Source organism: Sinorhizobium sp. 22678 (genome assembly GCF_052044265.1).
Taxonomy (GTDB): domain Bacteria; phylum Pseudomonadota; class Alphaproteobacteria; order Rhizobiales; family Rhizobiaceae; genus Sinorhizobium; species Sinorhizobium meliloti_A.
In genome coordinates, this window is the sequence record NZ_JBQEMS010000007.1 from 258,901 (window position 1) to 282,596 (window position 23,696).

Annotated in this window: 15 protein-coding genes and 4 pseudogenes; 5 read left to right on the plus strand and 14 right to left on the minus strand. The window is 62.3% G+C overall.

From position 1 onward, the window contains the following. Positions 1-100 precede the first annotated feature (100 nt). The 9 genes and pseudogenes from ACTJKL_RS13490 to ACTJKL_RS13530 form a co-directional block, all read right to left on the minus strand. Positions 101-541: a potassium channel family protein gene (locus ACTJKL_RS13490; RefSeq protein WP_440853074.1), complete on the minus strand. Its 441-nt coding sequence runs from the start codon at positions 539-541 to the stop codon at positions 101-103. A 307-nt stretch (positions 542-848) separates the two neighbouring features. Next, positions 849-2,912 (minus strand): ATP-dependent helicase, encoded by a 2,064-nt coding sequence (locus tag ACTJKL_RS13495; protein WP_275600248.1) that lies wholly within the window; start codon positions 2,910-2,912, stop codon positions 849-851. Positions 2,913-3,177: 265 nt separating this feature from the next. After that, complete coding sequence (locus ACTJKL_RS13500) at positions 3,178-3,828, minus strand: glutathione S-transferase family protein (protein WP_275598600.1); 651 nt, start codon at positions 3,826-3,828, stop codon at positions 3,178-3,180. Positions 3,829-3,990: 162 nt separating this feature from the next. Then, positions 3,991-4,766, minus strand: a pseudogene (locus ACTJKL_RS13505) (aminoglycoside adenylyltransferase family protein). A gap of 187 nt (positions 4,767-4,953) precedes the next feature. After that, on the minus strand, positions 4,954-6,987 hold the full coding sequence (locus ACTJKL_RS13510; protein WP_275598599.1) for an aldo/keto reductase: 2,034 nt from the start codon (positions 6,985-6,987) through the stop codon (positions 4,954-4,956). Continuing rightward, on the minus strand, positions 6,984-8,150 hold the full coding sequence (locus tag ACTJKL_RS13515; protein ID WP_275598598.1) for an ABC transporter ATP-binding protein: 1,167 nt from the start codon (positions 8,148-8,150) through the stop codon (positions 6,984-6,986). Before ACTJKL_RS13515 ends, ACTJKL_RS13510 begins: the two co-directional genes overlap by 4 nt. 56 nt (positions 8,151-8,206) lie before the next feature. Beyond that, complete coding sequence (locus ACTJKL_RS13520; RefSeq protein WP_275598597.1) at positions 8,207-9,058, minus strand: carbohydrate ABC transporter permease; 852 nt, start codon at positions 9,056-9,058, stop codon at positions 8,207-8,209. Next, positions 9,058-9,942, minus strand: coding sequence for a carbohydrate ABC transporter permease (locus ACTJKL_RS13525; RefSeq protein ID WP_275598596.1), 885 nt, complete (start codon positions 9,940-9,942; stop codon positions 9,058-9,060). Before ACTJKL_RS13525 ends, ACTJKL_RS13520 begins: the two co-directional genes overlap by 1 nt. Positions 9,943-10,016: 74 nt before the next feature. Further along, complete coding sequence (locus tag ACTJKL_RS13530; protein ID WP_440853075.1) at positions 10,017-11,285, minus strand: ABC transporter substrate-binding protein; 1,269 nt, start codon at positions 11,283-11,285, stop codon at positions 10,017-10,019. A gap of 237 nt (positions 11,286-11,522) precedes the next feature. On the opposite strand from ACTJKL_RS13530, the gene ACTJKL_RS13535 reads away from it, so the two are divergent. The 3 genes and pseudogenes from ACTJKL_RS13535 to ACTJKL_RS13545 form a co-directional block, all read left to right on the plus strand. Next, positions 11,523-12,692 (plus strand): ROK family transcriptional regulator, encoded by a 1,170-nt coding sequence (locus ACTJKL_RS13535; RefSeq protein ID WP_275598595.1) that lies wholly within the window; start codon positions 11,523-11,525, stop codon positions 12,690-12,692. 156 nt (positions 12,693-12,848) lie between these two features. Continuing rightward, a complete protein-coding gene (locus ACTJKL_RS13540) occupies positions 12,849-14,129 on the plus strand; it encodes a GGDEF domain-containing protein (protein WP_275598594.1) in 1,281 nt (426 codons plus the stop codon). Between the two features lie 43 nt (positions 14,130-14,172). Continuing rightward, positions 14,173-14,427 (plus strand): annotated as a pseudogene (locus ACTJKL_RS13545) (DUF6969 family protein); the annotation flags it as partial. A gap of 59 nt (positions 14,428-14,486) precedes the next feature. Here ACTJKL_RS13545 and ACTJKL_RS13550 read toward each other — a convergent pair. The 3 genes and pseudogenes from ACTJKL_RS13550 to ACTJKL_RS13560 form a co-directional block, all read right to left on the minus strand. After that, positions 14,487-15,302: an SH3 domain-containing protein gene (locus ACTJKL_RS13550; RefSeq protein ID WP_275598592.1), complete on the minus strand. Its 816-nt coding sequence runs from the start codon at positions 15,300-15,302 to the stop codon at positions 14,487-14,489. Between the two features lie 356 nt (positions 15,303-15,658). Continuing rightward, positions 15,659-17,363, minus strand: a pseudogene (locus tag ACTJKL_RS13555) (peptidoglycan D,D-transpeptidase FtsI family protein). A gap of 32 nt (positions 17,364-17,395) precedes the next feature. Beyond that, positions 17,396-19,830 (minus strand): annotated as a pseudogene (locus ACTJKL_RS13560) (penicillin-binding protein 1A). 310 nt (positions 19,831-20,140) lie between these two features. On the opposite strand from ACTJKL_RS13560, the gene ACTJKL_RS13565 reads away from it, so the two are divergent. After that, positions 20,141-21,025, plus strand: a complete 885-nt coding sequence (locus ACTJKL_RS13565; protein ID WP_275598588.1) for a LysR family transcriptional regulator — start codon at positions 20,141-20,143, stop codon at positions 21,023-21,025. A gap of 46 nt (positions 21,026-21,071) precedes the next feature. On the opposite strand, the gene ACTJKL_RS13570 is transcribed toward ACTJKL_RS13565, so the two are convergent. After that, positions 21,072-22,208: an NADH:flavin oxidoreductase gene (locus ACTJKL_RS13570; RefSeq protein ID WP_440853076.1), complete on the minus strand. Its 1,137-nt coding sequence runs from the start codon at positions 22,206-22,208 to the stop codon at positions 21,072-21,074. A gap of 1 nt (position 22,209) precedes the next feature. Beyond that, the gene (locus ACTJKL_RS13575; protein WP_440853077.1) at positions 22,210-22,602 is read right to left on the minus strand and encodes a RidA family protein; all 393 of its coding nucleotides are present in this window, start codon (positions 22,600-22,602) and stop codon (positions 22,210-22,212) included. Positions 22,603-22,728: 126 nt separating this feature from the next. Here ACTJKL_RS13575 and ACTJKL_RS13580 point away from each other — a divergent pair, with 126 nt between their 5' ends. Then, positions 22,729-23,694 (plus strand): LysR substrate-binding domain-containing protein, encoded by a 966-nt coding sequence (locus tag ACTJKL_RS13580; RefSeq protein ID WP_440853078.1) that lies wholly within the window; start codon positions 22,729-22,731, stop codon positions 23,692-23,694. The last annotated feature ends 2 nt before the right edge of the window (positions 23,695-23,696 follow it).

The following is a 23,696-nucleotide window of genomic DNA, read 5'->3' on the forward strand; positions in this document are numbered from 1 at the left end:
TGTGCAACTGACCACATCACCAATTCCCGGCACGTGAATTTTCTGCAGCCTGAAGTCGCACTTCCTGATCTACTTGACGTCCGGGGTTGAGCCCCGGCCGTTACCTCCAGTCGTCGCGCCAGATGCGTTCCACAGCAATGAAAGTAAACGACGCCGACCAGGCAATCAGAACGAGCCCGTTCAACCCTTCCAGACCGGCGAGAATTCGCATGTCGCCTGTTGCGTAGACATCGCCGAAGCCCATTGTACTGTAGCAGGTCAGCGAGAAATAGAAGAAGTCTGTGGCGTTTGAGCCTGCCAGTCCTTCGAGTGAACCGAACTCGGGATGATAATGCATCCACGCAAAGGCCAGAGCGTAAAGGCCGACGCCGAAGAGGTGAGCCATAAAGGCTGACCCAAGAAAAACGACCATTTCAGCTCGTTTGGAAAGCACCTTGCGTCGACGCAGGATCGCTACGCCGGTCATGATTTCAAAATGAGTGGCGCTTGTCACGATGATGAGTGCGGCGGAAAGCAGACAGACCAACACAATCCCTGGCACTATCAACCTCGCCCTGTGCTTGCCGCAGTATGATCGGCGCTTACCTCAAACGCACCAACTCGACTCGGCGATGCTGGTACAACCACCATAGCAGGACATCGTCCGGATTGGGAGTTTCGGTCTGTTCGGCCCGTCCCAATGTGCGGTTGCCGAGGCTGACGGTGTGGACGACCGCGGGAGTACAGGATAATGCGTCTCGGGAATTCGGCGCGGTCCGTCGAGCACTTCCCTTTTTCTCCAATAGGAACCCCTGCGAAGCGCCGCCAAGAGGACAGCCAGTGCGATGACGATCACGCATTGCTGAACTCTACCGCCACATGGTGCGCATGCGGGCTGCGACATCGATACGGATCTGCTTTGCGCTACGCTCGGAGGTATTGGGGCTGGCGACGGGCCAGGTTGCACTCTCGAAGAACTGAAGCAATGTCGCGGGAATAAAGCGTGTGCGGCTCGCGTAGACATGGCGGTCACCCTGCGCGTGCTGACCGCCGGTGAAGAAGCGTTGCGGCACCATCAGCGTCAAACTGTCCTTAGCGCGCGTCATGCCGACATAGAGAAGCCGCCGCTCCTCCTCCAGCTCATGGCTCGTACCAGTGGCCAGGTCTGACGGAATGCAGCCGTCGACGACGTTGAGCATGAAGACGGAGCGCCATTCCTGCCCCTTGGCCGAATGGATGGTCGACAGGATAAGATAGTCCTCGTCGAGCAGCGGTACGCCGGCCTGGTCGCTCGTCGCGTCCGGCGGATCGAGCGTCAGCTCGGTGAGGAAGCGCTCGCGGCTCTGATAGCCTGCGGCGATCTGCTCGAGTTGCACGAGGTCGGCCCGGCGCGTTTCGGCATCCTCGTGTATTCGTTCGAGATGCGGTTCGTACCATATCCGCGCCATCTCGATTTCCGTCGGCCATGCGGGTTTGCGCAGGGCATGCAGGAGTTCGACGAGGGACAGCCAGTCCGAGCCGCTCTTCGGCGGAGCTGGGATTTCGCCAAGCGCCATCAATGGCTCGGGGTCGGCTGCGATCGTATCCAGGATCTTGCCCGCGGTCTGCGGGCCGATGCCCGGCAGCATCTGCAGGAGCCGGAAGCCTGCGACGCGGTCACGGGGGTTCTGTGCAAAGCGCAGCACAGCCAGCATGTCCTTCACGTGAGCGCTGTCGAGGAACTTCAGGCCTCCGAACTTTACGAAGGGAATGTTGTGGCGGGTCAGTTCCACCTCGAGGGGGCCGCTGTGGCTCGAGGTGCGGAACAGTACGGCCTGCTGTTTCAGAAGCATCCCGGATTCACGATTGGCAAGCACCTGCTCGACGATGCAGTTCGCCTGATCGGCCTCGTCTTTCACTGTCAGCAGCTTAGGACGTTCAGCCGACTCGCGATCCGTCCAGAGGTTTTTGGTGAACCGTTCCCGCGCCAGATCGATAACCCCGTTGGCGGCAGCGAGGATCGGCTGGGTCGAACGGTAGTTGCGGTCGAGCGTGACGATCTCGGCCGCCGGCGAGAATTGCTTCGGAAAGTCGAGGATGTTGCGGACAGTCGCCGCCCGGAACGAGTAGATCGACTGCGCGTCGTCGCCGACGACCGTCAGGCCGCGCCCGCCGGGCTTCAGAGCCAACAGCACCGAAGACTGGAGTTTGTTGGTATCCTGATATTCGTCGACGAGGACATAGTCGAACCGTTTGCCGATTTCGTCGGCCACGGAGGGCTCGCTAACCATCTGCGCCCAATAGAGAAGCAGGTCGTCGTAGTCGAGGACGTTCTGCGCCTGCTTGGCCTCGACGTAGCCGGCAAACAGCTCCTTCAACTGCTGTTCCCAGCCGGACACCCACGGGTACCAAGTGCGGAGCACTTCAGTCAGCGGCATTTCCGCATTCACGGCCCGCGAATAGATCGCCAGACACGTGCCCTTGGTCGGAAATCGGCTTTCCATCTTCGAGAAGCCGAGCTCGTGCCGCATCAGGTTCATCAAATCGGCGCTGTCCTCGCGGTCGTGAATAGTGAACTCCGCATTCAGTCCGATCTGTTCGGCATAGATTCTCAGCAGCCGTGCGCCGATACCGTGAAAGGTGCCCGCCCATGACAGGGCGTCCTTCATCATTCCGGAATTGGGGCCGAGCACCTGTGCGCAGATACGCTCGACGCGGCGCGACATCTCAGCCGCGGCCCTTCGCGAGAAGGTCATCAGGAGAATGCGGCGCGGATCGGCCCCGTTGACGATCAGGTGTGCAACGCGATGGGCCAAGGTGTTGGTCTTTCCGGAGCCCGCGCCCGCAATGATCAACAGCGGGCCCGCTTGGGCGCCTTCTTTTGCTCCGATGCCATATTCGACTGCGCAGCGCTGCCTCTCGTTCAGTTTCTCAAGATGGGCCGCCGTCGCCATTCACTTTACCTCGATGATGTCTTTGATGTCCGGCCGCGGCCTCTAGAACGGAGAGGGAACATACAAGCCCGAGAGGCCGTTGGAAAGTGGGGACGTTCCGGTTTCAAAGATGGCACGATGTATCGCCTGCGCAGATCCAGGCTATGACGACGTGTGGCGGCGCACTTCATGCCAAGCAGTACCTCCGCACCCAATGCAAGAGCCGGACGATCACTGACCGCTCGGACATTGCCGCTTGTAATCAATTGGCCGGCGCGGACCTTTGTCAGCCGGTCGATGCGGCGGTGAAAACCGCCAGTTGAGCGTCGAAAGCACGCTTGTATGCGGGCCGCACTTTGCCGCGGGCGACATAGGCGGAGAGGTTCGGATATTCGTCAAGGATGACCGATCCTTCCAATCTGCGCAGCACCGTCACCATTAGGAGGTCACCGGCGCTGAAAGCGCCGTCGAGCCAGTCGGCGTTGCCAAGTCGGCGGGAAAGTTCGCCCAGCCGCGTTCGGATGCGTTCGTCTATGAAGGGCAGGCGCTGCTCGTACCAGGTCTCGTCGCCTTCGAGGTACTCGGCGACCTCGCGATCAACGATCGGCGGCTCCACCGTGTTGAGCGCGGCAAACATCCATGTGATCGCGCGCGCGCGGGCATTCGCATCGTCCGGCAGCAGGCCCGCATGGCGCTCAGCGATATGGAACACGATCGCCCCCGACTCGAATAAAGCGAGATCGCCTTCTTCATAGGTCGGAATCTGCCCGAATGGATGAAGCGCGAGATGCGCGGGTTCCTTCATCGCCTTGAACGAAAGAAGACGAACGTCGTAAGGCTTGCCCACTTCTTCGAGCGCCCAGCGAACGCGCATGTCACGCGCCATACCCTGGCCGGCATCGGGCGACCGCTCAAAGGCGGTAATGGTAATAGTCATGCTGCTCTCCATCGCTTGTCCGTCTTGAAGACGACCGGCTGAACGCGATTCCGACACCCCATGCGCGAGATAATCCTCGCGGCCGATTCAAATACAGCACGATGGTGCGTTCCTGCCGCTGCTAAGCGGAAGAGGCTTCCTGGCAGCTTCCGCCCCAAAGCGTCATAGGAGTTCCGAGACCCGCTGGCGCAGAAATGCTGCCGTCCGCTCGGAAGCAGTCTGCCGATCTTGCCAGTCGTCCTTGACCTTGCCCAGATAGGCCTCACGCGCGTAGATCAGCATATCAGCTTCCTCGTCCGGCATCTGGCTTGCTGCCCATGTCGCTGCAGCATCCTTGGTGATGAAGTCACCGGTGGCCGATGTACGCCACATGCGCGCAAGGGTTAGCAACACGTTCCGCTCGTCCCCCTGTAAACTGTCGCCCAATGAGGGGAGTGCATCGCGCATTGCGCGGCGAATTTGTTCCGGCGGAAGCGGGGCAGAAGCTCCTTTGCATCGGGGCCGAACAGTGGAACGGCCTCTTGTCGCGCCCGGGCCAGCACAAGCGTGTTTTCCGGGTCGGACACAGGTAGGGGGAGACCTCCGCATTCAAAGGTGTCCCGCAGCCATTCGCCATAGATGAATTCAGCCCGAGCAGGAAAATTCGGTGCGGCGATATCTGCCCGCAGAAACACCATCAGTTCGATGCAGCGGGGCGCCCCGACCAGACGGGGATGGCGGCCGGACATTCGCAGCAAAGCCGCCAGAAGAACGCGACGCTGTTCGTCAGCCATGGGGCAGTCGACGATCGCGAGGAGGTCGACGTCACTCTGCGGTCGCAAGCCACCCGAAACTGCCGATCCATGCAGATAAACCGCAAGGAGCGCGTCTCGAAGGATGCTGCGGATGGTTTCTGTCGCTGCCAGTGCCTCGTCAATCTGTTGTCTGTCCGCTCGCATGGCTCGGCTCGATTTGCATGAGTACTACCAGGAGAAAGTGCGTACCGGCTTCCCGTGCGGAAATGCGCAGTTTCAGAGTGTTAGAGCGTTTCACTGGTCCAATGAACAGTGAAACGCGCTAGAATATTGCAACGAGCGTATCAAGCTCTTGAACCGATACAAGGCAGCTTTTAGTGCGAGCGGACCTTCAGGCAGCGCTCGACTGGCCCGGGTCGCCATCTCGCAGCCACCGGACGTCACCTGGGGAAAGCGCAATTGAGAAAGCGTCGAGGCTGTGGTTGAGCTCGGAAAGCGAGCGCGGGCCGATCAGCGGGATGACACGGCCCTTCTGCGCCAGAACATAGGCGAGCGCTATTTGAATCGGGTCCTTGCCGAGCTTGCGCCCGAGTGCGATCGCCCGGTCCCGCCGAGCGAAGTTGCTTTCGGAATACCAGGAGCGGGCAAGTTCCGAATCGTCCCGCTTGCCGCGGCCCGCGCGGTCGGTGAAGAAGCCGCGCGCCTGGCTCGACCAAGCGAGATTGGTGACGCCTTTCTCCTCCAGCCAGTGCATCCAGGCGTCGTCCGAAGACGAAATGCAGCCGGCCCAGACCGGCTCGACCATCTCGGCCAGTGAGAAATTGTTGGAAAGCACGCTCGGTTTCGTCTTGCCGGTACGCTCGGCATAGGCGATTGCCTCATCGAAGCGTTCGCGCGTCCAGTTCGAGCCGCCGAAGGGACCTCGGATCCGTTCGGCCTTCACCTCCGCGTCCATGGCGTCGACGAACTCGCCCACGGGGATGTCCGGACTGTCGCGGTGCATGAAATAGATGTCGACATAATCGGTGCCCATGCGCTCGAGACTGGTTGTCAGTTGCTTGCCGATCACGTCCGGATAGCAGAGCGGACTGTGCGCACCCTTGGCGATGACGACCGTTTCCTGGCGCACACCGCGGCTGCGCATCCACTCGCCGACGAGCCGGTCCTGCAGGCCATTGCCGTAGAGAAACGCAGTATCGACCAGGTTGCCGCCCGCCTCGAAAAAGGCGTCGAGTACCATGGCAGCGGATGAGAAGGTCGAAAACTCCATGAGGCCGAGCGCAGCAAGCGATATCTCCTTCTGCAGGCCGTCGATGCGGCCGCTCCGCACATGGCTGGTCTTGCGGGAAAGCTTGTCGCCGCGCACCGTTCGGGTCCGCACGGTGTGTTTCTCGCCTTCGTATTCCAGGCCGATCGCCGCACGCCACTTGTCCATGACACGCAGATTCCCGAGTGTGTCGGCCCGGCTCATGCCCGGATAGGCAAATTCCGTGCGACCTGCGCGGATCGCGTCGCCGGCGGCCTCGACCTCGAAGCTGTAGAGATGGCGTGGCTCGGCGACCGGGACTTCCTCCTGGCGGCCGTCGGCGTGGATTACGCGGATGATGTTGGTGCCTCCCCGCTTACCGCCGGCGAACCAGAAGTGACCGACCTCGATGCGGCCATTCGTGCCGAGGATCCGCAGCACGTTTTCCTGTACGAGAGAGACCGAGCAGGAAAGCTCGGCGATGATGCCGTTCGGGAAGGACAGGAGGGCAGAGGTCCACTCGTCGACGCCCGTCCGACCAAGATGGCCGAGGGCGGTCACCTCGGTCGGCTCCATCACGCCCGACGATGTGCCGATGCCCGCGATGAGGCGCGCCATGGAGGTGGTGTAGCCGCCCACGTCCAGTATGCCGCCGCCCGCCATTTCATTGGAAAAGAGCCGATGCCCCTCATCGAAGGGCAGCTTTGCAAAACCGAAACTCGACTGGATCTTGCGCACCTCGCCGACCATCCCGCTTTTCACGAGCTGGACGATCTTGGCGGTCAGCGGGTGAAGCCGGTACATGTAGGCTTCGGCCATGAAGGTGCCCGCCTTGCGGGCAGCCTCGAACATGGCGTCCGCTTCCGCCGCCGACAGACCCATCGGCTTCTCGCAGAGCACGTGCTTGCCCTTTTCGGCGGCCTTGATTGCGTATTCCGCGTGAAGCGGATGGACCGTCGCGATGTAGACCGCATCGATTTCCGGGTCGTCGAGCAGTGCATCGTAACCGGCGACGATGCGCGTGCCCGGAAAATCGTCCGCAAGGCCGGGCTTTGCCGGATTGCGGGCGCCGATTGCGACGACCTTTCCGTTGGCGGATTGCAGCGCGCCGGCGAAGAAGTCCTTCGCGATGTTGCCGGGGCCGAGAATGCCCCAGCGGATCCTGGTCAGTTCGTTCATATCGTGCCTACTTTGGTTTGGTTTGAATGGATGGCCTTGCGGACCGTCACGGTCCGCTCGCCGTCGCCGGCGAAGAGATAGGCGTCGTGCGGATCGATCGAGAGCGATACCAGGCTATCGGCGGCTATCGGCGTCACCTGGCCGATCTGCACCGTGATGTTGCCCGTGCCGCTCTCCGAACTGACGCATTGCAGGGCGCCGGCGTCGACATAGAGGATCGTTTCGCGGCCGAGATGCTCGACGAGGCGTACCTTGCCGGAGATCGCCGCCCGGGTGGCATCGCCAGCGGCGAGGCGGATGTTCTCGGGCCGGATACCGAGCGTGGCCCTGTCGCCCGATTTCAGTACTGTACCCTCGGCGAGCGATACGGCCAGGGGTGCAAGACCGGGCGCCGAGATCCCGGCCATCGCCCCGGAAACCTCGTCGATCGTCACGTCGAAGAAATTCATGCGCGGCGCGCCCAGAAACCCCGCGACAAAGAGGTTGCCGGGGTTGCGATAGAGTTCGAGCGGCGAACCGACCTGTTCGATCGCACCGCGATTCAGCACGACGATGCGGCTCGCCATCGTCATCGCCTCGACCTGGTCGTGCGTGACGTAGATCATGGTCGCGCCGAGTTCAGCATGGAGGCTCGAAAGCTCCACGCGCATCTGCGTCCGCAACGCCGCATCGAGGTTCGACAGCGGTTCGTCGAACAGGAAGACGTCCGGCGAGCGCGTGATTGCGCGTCCGATCGCGACGCGTTGGCGCTGGCCGCCGGAGAGCTGCTTTGGCCGTTTGTCGAGCTGGTCCGTGATCCGGAGGATCTTCGCTGCGCGTGCGACGGCGGCGTCAATTTCCTCCTTCGGACGCTTGGCCATGCGAAGCCCGAAGCCCATATTCTCTGCGACCGTCATGTGGGGATAGAGCGCGTAGGATTGAAAGACCATGGCGATGCCGCGATCGCCCGGTTCTTCCTTCGTCACATCCCGCCCGCTGATCAGGATCCGCCCCGAGGAGATCGTCTCGAGCCCGGCGATCGTCTTCAGGAGGGTGGACTTGCCGCAGCCGGACGGTCCGACCATGACGATGAACTCGCCGTCCTCGACGGAAAGGTCTATTCCGCGAAGGGCGTGGTAGGCGCCGTAGCTCTTCTCGATCCGGTGAAGTTCAAGGCTTTTCATGGTGTTCCGCTCGCTACGGTTCCTGGACTTGGCAAAGATCGGCGAGGAAGCTGCAGTCATCCCTTCACCGCTCCCATGGTAAGTCCTGAGATGAAGTGTTTTTGCATGAGGAAGAACATGACGACCGGCGGCACGGCGACGATGATCGTGCCGGCCGAGATCAGGTTCCAGGCGGAGACCCATTCGCCGCGCAGGTTCGCAAGTCCTGCCGTCACCGGCTTGACATTGTCGCTCACCGTCAAGACCACCGCCCAGAAGTAGTCGTTCCAGATGAAGGTGAAGAGCAGGATGGCGAGCGCCGCCAGCGCCGGCCGGACGAGGGGTACGACGACATGGTTCAGGGTCTGGAAGGGTGTCGCACCCTCGGCACGCGCGGCCTGGAACAGTTCGTCGGGCAACGCGGCGATGAAGTTGCGCATGAAGAGCGTCGCGAAGCCGGTCTGGAAGGCGACGTGAAAGATGATAAGCGCCGTGGTTGTGTCATAGAGGTTCAGCCTCACCATGAGATCGCGCACCGGGATCATCATGATCTGGTGCGGCAGGAAATTGCCGCCGACGAAGAGCGCGAAGATCAGCATATTGCCCGGGAAGCGGTACCGCGCCAGCACGAAGCCCGCCAGCGTCGAAAGGATCAGCACGCCGATCACCGAGGGAATGGTGATGACGAGGCTGTTGAGGAAATAGCGCGCCATCGGAGTCTGCGTGAAGACGGCCGTGTAGTTCTCGACGACGGCGATTTCCGTCGGCCAGCCCCAGAGATTGCCGCTCATCACGTCCGCCATCGAGCGGAACGAGGTTAGGATCACGGCGAAGAGCGGCGCAAGCCAGATGATGAGGATCGCTCCGACGAGCGTCATGTAGAGCCTGCGGCTCGCATGCGCAGTTTCGGGTATGGGACGGGGATACATCAGGCGCCCCTTTCTTCCGCGCGGATAATGCGCGTGAGATACCAGACGATGAAGACAGCCATGATCACGAAGAGCACCGAGGCGATCGCCGCGCCATAGCCGAAGCGGTAGGAAAAGATCGACTGTTCGAACATCTGGTAGGCCAGCACGGACGACGAGCCGAAGGGGCCGCCCCGCGTCATGACCGAGATCATGTCGAAAGAGCGCAGCGCACCCACCACCGTCACGGCGATTGCGATGAAGGTGACTTGCGTCAATTGCGGCAGCACGATGTGGCGCAACATGTTCCACCCGCGCGCGCCGTCGACGCGGCCGGCACCGATCAGCTCCTCGCTCAGGTTGTTGAGCCCGGCGAGGTAGAGAACCATGCAAAAGGCGATCTGCGACCAGAGGGCGGCGACGACGATGGCAAAAGTGACGAAGTGTTCGTCCGACAGCAGCGCCGGAGCGTTCGCCCCGAATGCGCGGAAGATGAGCGCCAGTAGCCCGAACTCAGGCGTGTAGACCCAGGTAAAGACCACGCCGACGGCGACCGAGGCGAGCACCAGCGGTATGAAGAACATCGATTTGATGAGGCGCATACCCTTTATCTTCTGGTTGACCAGCAGCGCGATCGCGAGCCCTATCGGCGGCGCGAGCATGAACATGACGAGCCAGATGACGTTGTTCTTGAGCGAGACGTAGAATTGTGGATCGTCCATCAACTCGCGGTAGTTACCCAGGCCGATCCAGACCATGGGACCGAAGCCGTCCCAGTCGTGCAAGCTGATCCACAAGCTTTGGATGGAGGATGCCAGGACAACCACGGCGAAGAGGATCGCGCCAGGCAGGATCAGGAGTGTCGGGGTCAGCCACCAGCGGTGGCGGCGCCAAAGGCTCGTCATGCGTGGAAGTCCCTGTGTGGGTAAGGGAAGGGCGGGACCGCAGCAGCCCAGCCCCGAGGTTATTGAGGAAGGTCTCAGAGCTTGAAGATCCGCCGGCGAGTTCCCTCCAGCCGCTGCAGGATGGCGTCCCGGCGCTCCGGTCGGGCCATGAACTCCTGGAAGCCGACAAGACCAGCCTGAGCCATGTCAGGATCTGTGTCCCGATCGTAAAATTGCGACGTGCCGGCAACTGCCTTGAGACTCTCTACGGCGGCGTTGACGAGCGGATCCTTGCTTGGCGGTAGGTCGTTGCGCGGCGGAACATTGCCGCCCGGCTCCAGATAGGCGGCCAGATTCTCCGGCTTGTAGAAATGGGTCAGGAATTCGCGCGCACCCGACTTGTTTTTGGCGTTTGTCGGAATGTGCACGGAGTTCAGCGAGAATTCCTCATACCGGCCGAGGCCATCGTCGATCACCGGGAAGGGAGCGAAGGTGAGTTGCGGCAAGTCTTGTTCGGGGAAAGCCGCCCGGACAAACGCACCGAGGTTCATTATTCCGGCCCGCTTCTGAGCGAGGAAGGCGCCTGCCTCCTGCCACCCGAAGGAGGTATGATCCGGCGTGAAGAAGCCCTGCTTTATCAATTCTTCCCAATGTTTAAAGACCGGCTTCAGCGTCTCATCCGTATAGGCCATCTCCCCGTTCATCAGTGCGAAGTGTTTGTCGAGACCATTGATACGGAGGTTCATCTGGTCGAACCATCCGGCCGCCGGCCAGAGGTCCTTCGTTCCCATGGCGACCGGCGTCAGGCTCGCACTTTTGCACTTCTCGCCGAACGCAAGGAAATCTTCCCAGGAAGCGGGGACCTTCAGCCCGTGCTCGTCGAAGACGTCCTTGCGGTAGAACATGCCCCAGAGGGTGCCGCCTGTCGGCAGGCCGTACTGCTTGCCCTCGACCGTCACCGAGCCGGCGGTAGCGCCCAGCACATCGGCATATTTCTCCTTTTGGAAGAGGTCGGAGATGTCGTCGAACAGGCCGCGTGTCACGAAGGCGCGCATGCGGTTGCCCGAAAACCAGAAGCAGACGTCCGGCGCACCGGCGACGAGATAATTGCGGATCGCCGTCTTATGGGCCTCGTGGTCCATATTGTTGACGACGACCTTGGTGCCGGCCGCCTCTTCGAAATCCGCAGCAATGCGCCGCAGGACCTCTGCCGTATTGGCGTTGCTCTCGGCGGAGATGATCGTCACCTCGCTCGATTGGGCGAGAGCGGGAATTGGAAACCCGCTCAAGGCGGTAGAAACTCCGGCGGTGCCCTTGAGGAACGTACGTCGGGACAGGCTGCGCTCAATCCAATTGAAAGTCACTCGATAATCCTCCCTGGAATGGCTCGATTAAGGCGCTTCGCCCCGTCTCCTCCCAGGGCTGGCTGCCGGCAAAAGGATCCCCGTGCCGGCAACGCATTGCGTCGCCTGCTTTCGCTGCGGGATTTCTGCATTTCAGCCGGTCGCGGATCAGGGTTGACCCGCTTGATCGGCGCGCTCAGTTATGCATAGTCGCGGAGACGAGGCAATATTAATTTACAAAATAAAATAAGGACAGACGTGAAGACGAAGGGTGACCAAAGCACGACGCGTGCGATGAACCGCCGGCTTATCCTCAACCTGCTCCGACGCGAGGGCCCCAAGAGCCGTGCCGAAATAGCCGCCACCACGGGCCTTAGTCCCGCGGCCGTTACCTTTGTGGTGGGCGACCTCATCGAGGAGGGGTTGCTCATCGAAGGTCAATCCGTTGCCGGCGCACAGGGGCGGCGTCCGATCCCGGTCGCCATCGACTATGCCGGCGGTGTGGCGCTAGGCTTCAAGCTGATGGCAGGCAGCGTCGAGTGCGTCGTCACTGATCTAGAGACGACACCGCTCGCTTCCCTGCGGCTGCCGCTGCCGGCGCATGATCCCGATACGATTGCCGATGCCCTCGCGGGAGCGGTGCCGAAGCTGATTGCACTCGCCAACCGGCCGGCCACCCGGCTCGCCGGGATTGGCATCGCCATGCCCGGGGTCATCGACAATCAGCGGGCGGTCTGTATTCGGAGCAACCGGTACGGTTGGGACAATGTACCACTGGGTGATCTCGTGGCGCGCCGAATCGGGGTACCCGTCTGGCTGGAAGACGACACCAATGCCTATGCGATCGCCCAGCAGCTTTTCGGCCTCGGACGGCATTACAAGACCATGGGTGTTCTTGCGATTGGGGTGGGGGTAGCCTGTTCTTTGGTGCTGGATGGTAAGCTTTATCGCGGCGCGCACGGCGCGGCCGGCAAGTTCGGCCATTTCCCACATGTGGAGGGCGGCAGACCCTGCGAATGCGGCAAGCGCGGCTGCCTTATGTCTTACTTCTCAGAGCCGGCAATGCTTCAAACCTGGCACGAACGCAGCGGCCGACCGGAGACGGACGGACGGGCCGAAATGGTCGCCGCGATTGCCGCCGGCGACAAGGCCGCTCATTCGGTCATGCGCGAAGCGGGTGAAACTTTGGGCCGGCACCTCGCCGGTCTGATGAACGTGATCGACCCGGAGGTAATCGTGGTCGGCGGCGAAGCAGTCGCCTACGGAGACGCGCTCTTCGGACCCTTGCGAGCGACCCTTGAACGCTTTGCATTCCGTCAAGCACCGCCTGTTCTACTAGATTGGGAGGACGATTCCTGGGCGCGGGGTGCAGCGGCGCTCGTGACTCAAAAGCTATTCGACTTCGAGACAACGGCGGGCAATGCCTGAGCGCGCCTGACCCGGAAGTCGCGACATTGCACCGCAGCCGCCACGCCTTCCAACGCTCGCGCCAACCGCCGCCACGATTTGCCGTATGGACTGCAACTCGCGAGTTCATACGCCGGTGATCTTGCCAGCAGGAGGTGCTCCCCTAGATGGGCAAGGATGGAGCTTCAGGAAAGCGCAGTTGGTGCCGGTCGCGTGAGCGCCTCTCCGGAAATGCGGTATCAGCCGCGCAATCCGGCTGTCATGGCCGAAGTCGAGCGCCTTCTCACGGGCCGCACGCGTGACATTCGTCTAAGAGGTGAGCTCGGTCGCCTGTTCCAGGAGCGTTCGTGGTCGCGTACGGCCAAGATCATTCGCGCGTGGATGATATGGGTGACCTTGCTGGACGTGCTGACGCTGGGTCTCAACGCGATCCTGCTTCCGAAGGCGGTCGTGCTCTCGATGCTTCCGCCGGCCTGCATTCTGCCGCCCGCGGCGCTGGCCACCGCCTATGTCTGGCGAAAACCGCGCGGTGTGCGGCTGCAAAGGATGTCCCTGCTTGCGGGCCTGTTCCTCATCCTCCTTTCGGTTGCGCTGGTGGGCGTGAGCGCCGGTGGGGAATTCCATGAGCGGCACCTGAACATCATGCTGTTCGTCGCCATCACCGCCATCATCATTTTCGCAGTTCCTTTGGCTTGGACGGTGGCAGTCGCCTCTTTCGCGCTCGGCCTCTACCTGATCTTTCAGTTGCAGAATCCGATGCTGGAGAGGGGCAGTGCCGTGGCTGGAACGCTGTTTTTTGCGAGCGGTATTGTTGCGACCGTCGTTGCCCGACGCACGATAACGATCCTGGCCCAGAAGACCTTCCTTCTCGAACTTCGCGACATGCGGCGGGTAGCGGAGCTGGCCGACGCCAATGCCCGGCTGGAGCGCCTCGCAAAGACCGATCCCTTGACCGGGATCGCTAACAGGCGCTGGATGATGGAAACCCTCAGCCGCCTCTGGAGCGCAGGCGCGGAGCGGCGGCCAGGCACCGCCATGCTGATGTGCGACATCGACGATTTCAAGAACCTGAATGATCGGCTCGGTCATGCCGAGGGCGATCGCTGCCTCGTCAAAGTTGCCGGGATCATTCAGAGCAGCGTCAGGCGAAACCGCGACCATGTAGCCCGTTATGGCGGTGAGGAGTTTCTCGTCGTGCTTCCGGGCGCAGATGAAGAAGCGGCGCTGGCTACGGCTGAACGAATCAGGGCGAGCGTCGAAGCTGCCTCCCTTCCTAACCCCGCATCCCGCGTATCGCCTTACGTCACTCTCAGCATTGGCGTGGCGGCGCAGGCGCCAGGTGAAGAGATCATCGCGCCGGAGAAGCTTCAGAACCAGGCTGACGCTGCACTCTACCTGGCGAAACAAGCGGGCCGTAACCGGGTGGTCCTCTATCAGCCTGACCTGCCGACCGTATAGCGCCGCGGGAGCCTGCGCCGCGGCGGCACCCAAGCTCGCGCTGGTGGTCGGCGATGACTGGCTCGGCGCGGAAGGCACGATCGCTCTTTTGCAGCGCTTCGACGTGCAGATGCCGCGGCCGTCTTATCTCGTGGACCGTTGGCTGACGGCGATTTTCACCGCCTATGAGCGCGAGATAACCGAACTGATCCGTGAGCGCGACCGCGCCTTGCTCACACACCGCCAGCCTGTAGGCGTCGAAGCGCGCCAGGACCGTGCGCTGGAGGTCACTTCAGAACCTCGAGCCCTCAGATTGTAGGTGTAGCCGACCCTTGCGGCCGATGCGCGGTGGCGGCATTTCTGCCGCCCCGGGCCACATTAGTTCGGGCAACCCGGATCGCCCGGTTGGCAGACACGTCGCTGCGGCCTGCGGCGGTCATCGTCACCACCGCTCCGGTTGCGGTTGTCGTCGCCGCGGCGGATGACGCGATTGCCATCATTGCCCCCACGTTCGAAGTTCCGGCGGTTGCGATCGCGATCGTTGCGCAGTTCACGGTCAGAGTCCCGCCGCCGATCCACATCGGGCCTGCGGTTGGGCACGCGCTCGACATCCGGAAGGCGATCTGGGCGATCGTCGAAGTCCCGGCGTCTTTCAGAGCTGCGACTAGAATCGGGCCTCCGCTCCAATCTCCGGTCAAATTCCGGACGCTGAGCCGGCCTCCGCTCGAAATCAGGTCTGCGGCTGGGCGGGCGGTCGGGTTCCACACGGCGATCCGGGCCGCGATAGAAGTCGGGCCCGCGGCGCCAGCGATCGCGGTCGCGATAAAAGTCACGGTCGCGGTAGTGACGATCCCAATAGCTGCCGAAGCTGAAGACGACGACAGGAATACCGAGGCGGCGATAATATTGAGGGCCCACATAAACCCGGCGCTGTTGATAAAGTGCCTGGATATATCGCCCGTGCACCCATCCACGGCCGTCGTAGAACTCCACGTCGCACCATGGCACGTCGGCAAGACAGCCGTAGATTTCGATAGATTCGCCAGCCGGTATTACGGTAATCGCCGGATATGCTGTGCTTGGGCCGGCGCGCATATTGACGTTCGCCGTTGCGAAGCCTTCTGCCGCCTGAGCGATCGACGGAGCAAGCAAAAGCATACCGGTCGCGGCAATTTTCAAAAGCGTGGATTTCATGTTTTCAACTCCCTGGAGGCCTGCGTCCTGCCACCGCATCCGGAACTTGCTGTACTTCGGGCTTTTCCGGTCCCGGGCATGGTCGGAGCGCTCGACAGCTTGCGTCAGGCGGCCACCATCCTCTTGTCTTTCAATGGTTTATAGCGCCTTTTGCATGAACGCAGCTTGAACACTTAGGCCGTGAGCCCCTTCCAGTCTCTTCAGCACCTGTGCCTGGCAGAAATGGGCTCTGAGCGCTCCGAGCCCTGCCAGAAGTCCAGGGGCCATCGGTAACACGCGCCTAGCGCCCATCAGTGAGGGCGGGCACGAAACCGCAGCCGCAACCAAACGACGACCGTCCCGCGATCATTCACGCGTTAATCGCTTGAGGGATCTACAGACGGTTCTCCCATCGCCACAGGAACAGCTTCGGCGCCTGGCAGCGATGGGAAAACGGGCGTGAGGAGCATCGGGAGGATGCGATGCAGAAGGGCGCCGCCGAGCGGCACGGCATTCCATCCGGAGGTGCGGTTGCCATGGGTTTCCGCCAGGCCGCGGGGCTCGTCCAGCAAGGTGAGCAGCAGGTACCGAGGATCGTCCGCCGGTACGATGCCCATGAAGGATGTGACGTTGAGAACCTTGGAATAGCGGCCCTGGACCACCTTTTCCGCCGTACCGGTCTTGCCGCCGATCACGTAGCCGGGGACAACGGCCTTCGTGGCTGAGCCGACGGCGGTGTTGAGGCGCAGGAGGTGGCGTATCGCCTCACTGGTGTTCGCGGACACGAGGTTTTCCGCCATGGTTCGTTCGGACACGGGGCTGTCCTTTATGAAGGTGGGCCTGATCAGCTTTCCGCCATTCGCCAAAGCGGCGACGGCCATGCTGGCTTGCAGGGGCGTCACGGCGACCCCGTGGCCGAAGGAAACCGTTGCCGTGGTTACCTCGCTCCAGGAGGAGGGCCGCAGCGGTGCGGCGCTCTCCGGCAGCTCGGTCGCAAGCTGAGACAAAACGCCGAAACGTCCGAGAAAAGTCCGCAACGCTTCGGGGCCGAGCGCCAACGCCATTTTCGCCATGACGATGTTCGAGGAGTGAATGAAAGCTTCCGGAATGGTGAGCGGCCTGTATTTCCCGCGATAGTCGTGGATGCGCTGCCGTCCAAAGCGCAACGGTCTGCTCGCATCCACGACGGATTGCAGATCGAACCGGCCCGACTCCAGCGCCATTGCCGTGGTCAGAGCCTTGAACGTCGATCCCATCTCGAAAACGCCGGCGGTGACGCGGTTTATCCGGTCGGGCTTGAAGGCGTCCACCGGATTGTTCGGGTCAAAGGCCGGATAGGAGGCGAGCGCCAGTATTTCGCCATTCGTGACGTCGAGCAGGAGCCCGGCACCCGCGGCAGCTGCGAATTTCGTGACGGCTTTACCGAGTTCCTGCTCCATGGCGTACTGAACGCGCAGGTCGATTGAAAGCTCGACCGGCTGGAGCTCACGCCCCTTAAGTTCGATGCCGGTGCCGCGCAGGTCCGCAAGCCAATTCGCGTCGATCCATTTTTTCGATGCCGGCGATGCCGAAATTGTCGATGTCCACGGCCCCAAGGACATGGGCAGCCAACGGACCGTTGGGATAGAGCCGTTGATTTTCGGGCCGAAAGCCGACCGCCGCCAGTCCGGAATCGATGACCGCCTGCTGTTTGTCCGGTGGTATCTGCCGCTTGATCCACGTGAAGGCATCCTTGCGTCGGAGACGGGTATGGAGTTCGCGTGCGTCGAGTTCGGGGAAGATCGAAGTGAGTTTCTCGACCACCTCGTCCAGATCGGGAATAGACCGCGGCTCGACGTAGAGTGACGCGGTCGGAATGTCGGTCGCGAGCAGCTGTCCGTTCCTGTCGACGATTGCAGGTCGTCCACCGGGAGCCCTGTCATAGGTGAGGCGGGTTTCGCGGCCAGCCTCTTCCTGCATGCCGAGTTGCACAAGTCGTATGAACGCGCCGGCGAAAATGGCGGCGAACGCTGCCATGATGCAGACGATGCGTAACCGCCTGCTGCGTGCCCTGCTCCGCAGGGCGAAGGCGTGCTTCCTCATTTCGATCCCTCGACGAGATAAGAGGCAATGGCTCAATAGAGGCCTTGGGGGGCTGCCAGAAGCTGCTCGCGCAACGCGGCAGGGAGTTCGGCTCCCTCCGCGCCGAACCCGTCTATGACGGGACAGTCCGTCAAGCACGGCCCGGTTCCCGGTTTGAAGACCTCGACAGCCGAACCGGGGTCTCCTGAAGCGGCCCGCCTGCCCGTGCGGCGGTTCACGCTCGCGAAGGTCAGGCCGTGCGGAACGGGGAAGTCCACGGCAGGTTTGCCACGCATTGCCACCTTCATGAAGTCGATGAAGATCGGGGCCGCGAGTCCGCCGCCCGTTTCGCCGTAGCCCATGGGTTTCGGTGCGTCGTATCCCATGAAGATGCCGGTCACCAGCGTCGGGGTGTAGCCGACGAACCAGACATCCTTCTCGTCGTTCGTGGTCCCGGTCTTGCCGGCGACCGGTGCGCCGAGCTGCGCCACCCGGTGCGCCGTTCCACGCTCGACCACGCCGCGCAGCATCGATGTCACCTGATAGGCCGTCATCGGATCGAGCACCTGCTTGCGGGTGTCGCGAAGCACCGGCTCTTCCTGATGCTGCCAGGTTGCGGCGTTGCATCGATCGCAGGCGCGATCGTCGTGACGGAAGATCGTACGACCGTGACGATCCTGGATGCGGTCGATCATCGAGGGCTTAACGGCGTGTCCGCCATTGGCGAGGACCGCATAGGCCGAAACGAGCCGCGTCAGCGTGGTTTCGCCGGCTCCGAGCGACATCGGCAAGTAGGGGGCGAGCTTGTCGTAGAGGCCGAAGGCGCGGCCATATTCGGCAACGACGTCCATGCCCAGATGCCGGGCGAGGCGCACCGTCATCAGGTTGCGGCTTTTCTCAAGGCCGGTGCGCAGAGTGGAAGGACCGCCGAATTTGCCGTCGTAGTTCTTCGGTTTCCAAAGACGACCCGCCCCGTCCGGCATCGAAAAGGGTGCGTCCATGACCAGCGCCGCCGGCGTGTAGCCGGTATCCAGGGCGGCGGCGTAAACGAAGGGCTTGAAGGCCGAGCCGGGCTGGCGCAAAGCCTGCGTCGCGCGATTGAAGCGTGACTGTGCAAAGGAAAAACCGCCAATGCTCGCCAGCACGCGACCCGTATTCGGGTCCATCGACACGATCGCGCCCTGCACTTCGGGTATTTGTCGCAGGAGGTAACCGTCTTCCGCCTTCTCGACATGAACAACGTCCCCCGGCGAGAGGACCTTGTCGATGGAGTCGACCTGCCTGATCCTGCCTCCGGCAGAAAGCTTCAGCGCCCACTGCATGGTATTGCTGCCGATAAAGCCCGTTTCGGGGCCGGACGGCGAGTGCTCGGGACCGGGCTTTGCACTGCGAAGTCCGATGCGTATACCCGCATCGGAACGGGAGAGCACTACGGCGATCTGCCACTCCTTCACATCCGTCAAAGTCTTCTGCTCAGCCAAGGCGGCCGTCCAGTCGGAGACATCGATATGTGCGACCGGCCCCCGAAAACCCCGCGCCTGGTCGTACTCGACGAGGCCGGCCCGAAGCGCCTTCAGCGCAGCCGCCTGAAGGGTTGGATCAAGCGTCGTGCGCACCGAAAGCCCGGCATTATAGAGAGCCGCCTCGCCATATTGCCCGGCGACTTCCCGGCGCACTTCCTCGGCGAAATAGTTTGCCTCCGCCATCAAGGGGGTTTCCGCCCGAGGCTTAACGCCGAGAGGTCTCGCCATCATGCTGCTTGCCTCCGCGGCGCTGACGAAGCCGTTGCGTTGCATCTGGCCGATCACCCAGTTGCGCCGGCTGACCGCGCGTTCGGGATGCCGGTGCGGGTTGTAGTTGTTGGGTCCCTTCGGCAGAGCAGCGAGATACGCTGCCTCGGCAACGGTCAATTCGCTGACGGACTTGTCGAAATAGGTCAGCGCACCGGCGGCAATGCCGTAGGCCCCGAGCCCCAGGTAGATGTCGTTCAGATAGAGTTCGAGAATTCTGTCTTTGCTGAGCGAGTGCTCGATGCGGATCGAAAGCACCGCCTCCTTGATCTTGCGTTCAAGGGTGCGATCCGAAGAAAGCAGAAAGTTCTTGGCAAGTTGCTGGGTGATCGTCGAGGCTCCGATCATCCGTTGCCGGAGCCCAGATTCACGGCATTGGACCAGGCAGCCTTGACGATGCTCAAGGCATCGATTCCGGAATGGGTATAGAAGCTCTTGTCTTCCGCCGAGACAAAGGCTGCCTTCACGCGCTGCGGGATCGCGGCGATAGGCAGATACAGACGCCTTTCCTTGGCGTATTCGGCAATCGGCGTTCCGTCATACGCGTAAAACCGCGTCATGAGCGCCGGCTCCCATTCTGCAAGCTTGCGGTGATCCGGCAGATCCTTCGCGATTCCCGACAGATAAACGGCGCCCGTGCCGAAGATAGCCAGCAATGCAGCCGAGGCGATGCCGAATATATAACCGATGACCTTCATGCCGATACCAGTGGCTCCGACCAGACAAAAACTTGACACAGGAGTAGATGCCGCCTGTGGCGGATGCCGCGACGGTCGTGATTGAATGCCTGGAGCGGGATGAGGAAAGTGTGTGCGGCTTTCCGCCCGCATCCCTCTCTAACTTGTTGGAATCGTTCACGTTCGTGATTTTTGGTCGACTCGACCAGAAATCGTCGTGATCTTGTACTGCCTTGAACTGCGGGGAGAATGGCAGAAGCAAGAGCACTCGACAAACGAGCAATCTTGCGGGTAGGCATGAATCAAACTTGGTCTAAACGAAGCTGATTCCATGGAACTCCCAAAACTGCCCCTCAATGCATTGCGTGCCTTCGAGGCATCGGCGCGCCACTGCAGCTTTACCCGTGCCGGACTGGAGCTACGGGTTTCGCAGACCGCGATCAGCCATCAAGTGAAGTCGCTCGAGGATCTGCTTGGCGTCAAGTTGTTCCGGCGGCTGCCGAGGGGCCTCGCCCTTACCGATGAGGGGTCGGCGCTTGCGCCGGTGATGAGCGACGTGTTCAAGCGCATGTGTGCGACCATAAGCCGTTTCGAAGAAGGAAACTTCCAGGAAGTCGTGACCGTTGGCGTCGTCGGCACCTTTGCGATCGGCTGGCTGATGCAGCGCTTGCCGGATTTTCATGATGCACATCCGAACCTGGACCTCCGCATCCTGAGCAATAACAACCGCGTCGATCTGGCCGGCGACGGCCTCGACTTCGCGATCCGGTTCGGGGACGGGTCATGGCATGGCACGGACGCAATGCATCTGTCGGTCGCACCGCTATCGCCGGTCTGCTCGCCTCGGATTGCTGCTCGGCTCAAGGAACCGGTCGACCTCGCCGGAATCGAGCTGTTGCGTTCGTACCGATCCGATGAGTGGGCCCAATGGTTCCGGGCAGCGGGCGCCCAGCCTCCCATCCTGCGCGGCATGGTTTTCGATACCTCGCTGGCGCTGGCAGAGGCGGCCGCCCGGGGCTCAGGCGCAGCCCTCCTGCCGATCACCATGTTCGAGCATTATATCGAGAGCGGGCGGCTGGTGCAGCCTTTCGACATCACGGTGGCAGCGGGTGACTATTGGCTGACATGGCTGAAGTCACGCCAGTTCACCAGGGGCATGACCGCGTTCAAGTCGTGGCTGAAGCAACAATTGCCCAACCCTGCCGGCGTGCCATAGGCGGCAGGTTAGCTGCCGGGGCACGCCCGCCCCGGCATACCTGGCTTCAACCTGGTCGCCGCGCCCTCATGTCAAGGGCGAGTTCGCTGTCCTTGATTTCGCTGGTCGGCGCGAGCATCGAAAGTTCGAACGGCCGCAATGCGCTGCTTTCGGCCATGCGATGCGGCCAATCAGGATTGACGAGCGCGCCGCGTCCGAGCGCGATCATGTCCGCTCCGGCTTCCATCACCTGCTCAGCGCGCGCAAGATCGTGCAGGCTGCCATTGGCGATGAGGAAGAGACGCGGAGCGTGACGACGGGCAAGCGACACGAGAGAGATGTCGCCGCCTTCGAAGGCCGGTTGCCAGGCTTCGAACTCCGTCACGTGAGCGAAATCGGCCGGGCTCGCGGCCAGCGCCTCGAACACCCTCGCCGCCCCCTGTTCCCGTTCCGCCCATTTGTGCCGGAAGTCGTTGACCTTCCCCTGGGAGAGGCGCAGGCCGAGCGGCACGGATTGGCCGATGGCCGCGCGCACGGCCTTCAGCACTTCCAGGGACAGGCCCAGGCGAGCGATGATGTCGCCGCCCCAACGATCCTTGCGATGGTTGGTGTAGTCGGTGAAGAACTGATCCAGGAGATAGCCGTTGGCGCCGTGGATCTCGATGCCGTCGAAACCGGCGACCTCGATCGCCAGGCGCGCGGCACCGGCGAAGCCCTCTATCGCGGCGGCGATCTCTGCTTCGCTGATCTCGCGCGGCACGGCATAGGGGCCGTCGCCGCGGTAGCCGGTCATCTGGCTGCCTTTGGGGCGGATGGCCGATGGGCCGACTGTACCGGAACGGTGAGGATTTGCTTGAGACAGCGCGCCGCCATGCATGAGTTGCGCGAAGATCCTGCCGCCGGCCGCATGGACCGCATCGACGACGCGGCGCCAGGCGTCCGCCTGTTCCCGGTCGGTCAGACCGGGCTGGCCCGAATAGGTCTGCGCATAGACCTTGTCTGTGTAGATCCCTTCTGTCGTCACCAGGCCGAAGCCGCCGCGTGCGAAGCGCTGATAGTAGTGCACCATGCGTCCGCCCGGCACACCGGCGGACGAGGCGCTGATGCGTGTCATCGGAGCGACCGACAGGCGGTTGGCGAAATCGAGACCTTTGAGGCTGGTACCGGTGAAGACCGGTGAGGGGATGATCGCCGGCGCGTTCATGTCAGCGGTTCCCGTCGAGCGCGATTGCCTCGATCTCGATCAGCGCCTTTGGCGAATAGAGCGAGGAAACCTCGATGATGCTGTCGGCCGGATAGGGCGCGGAAAACCATCTGCGGCGCAGTTCTACGATCTTTGCGAAATTTTCCATGGAGCGCAGGAAAATCGTAACCTTGACGACCTTGTCGAGCCCGGAACCGGCGGCCTTGAGGGCGCGATCGAGATTGCCGAAAGCCTGCTCGGCCTGGCGGTCGAAGTCGCCCTCGCCGACGATCTCGCCATCGTCGCCGATCGCCGCCTGACCCGAAACGAAGACGAAGCCATTGGCCTTGATTGCCTGCGAAAGCAGGAACGGCGCATAGGGATCCGGCTTCGTGACGACCTGTTCGAGAAACATGTGGTGTCCTTTCATGATTGAGTTTTGCTCAGCTCGGCACTGTCGCCTTGCTCGTCGAGGGCAATATGTTGGTCCCTTCGCGCATTGACAAAGGAGCATTTCTCAGTCGATAGATGAGTTGAACTCATGCGTGGGGAAGTGATGAGAAAGCTGCCGCCACTTGGCGCATTGCGGGTCTTCGAGGCTGCTGCCCGCCGGCTTAGCTTCAAGGACGCAGCCGAGGAACTCAACGTTTCGGCGACCGCCGTCAGCCACCAGATCCGCCAGTTGGAGGAGACGCTGAATGTCAGGCTCTTCGATCGCGCAACGCGACAGGTGCATCTGACCGCCGCGGGAAAGACGCTGTATCCGGTGCTGCGAGACGGCCTGGACCGCTTCGAACAGGCGATCGCAGACGTGCGCCGCCAGCAGGCGGGACAGGTGGCGCGGCTCACGTCCACCGTCGCCTTCGTCGCGAAGCGGCTGGCGCCGCTCGCAGGCTCGTTTCGCGAGGCGTATCCGGATTGGACGTTGCGGCTCGACGCCTCCAACCGGCCCGTCGATCTGGAGGCGGATGCGGATGCCGCCATCCGTTTCGGCGGCGGCAACTATCCGGGGCTTGTCACGGAGCCGCTGTTTGCGGATCGCTTCGCGCCGGTCTGCGCGCCGCGCCTGGTTCGAACCAGCGCTGCCGATCTCCGGCATGCGACGCTCATCCATTTCGATTGGGGTCCGGCACGGCGCGACGATCCGCGCGCGCCCGTGTGGCGGCAATGGCTGGCACGGGCCGGCGTCGCCGACATCGACGCGAGCGCGGGAATTTCATTCACCGACGAAATCCACGCGGTCCAGGCCGTGGTGGCCGGGCAGGGGATCGGGTTGCTGAGCCTCACCCTGGTCGCGGAAGAGCTCGCCTCCGGCCTCCTCGTCCAGCCATTCGAACTGTCGCTCGAAGGCGACCGCTGCGATCTCGTCTACAGCCCGAGCATGGCCGACCGGCCCGCGACGCGCGTGCTGCGCGAGTGGGTGTTTTCGCAATTCGGCGGTACGGAGCATCGATTCGGCCGGCGGTCACTTGCCCAGCCTCGCCAACATGACCGCTCCCCGACATAAAT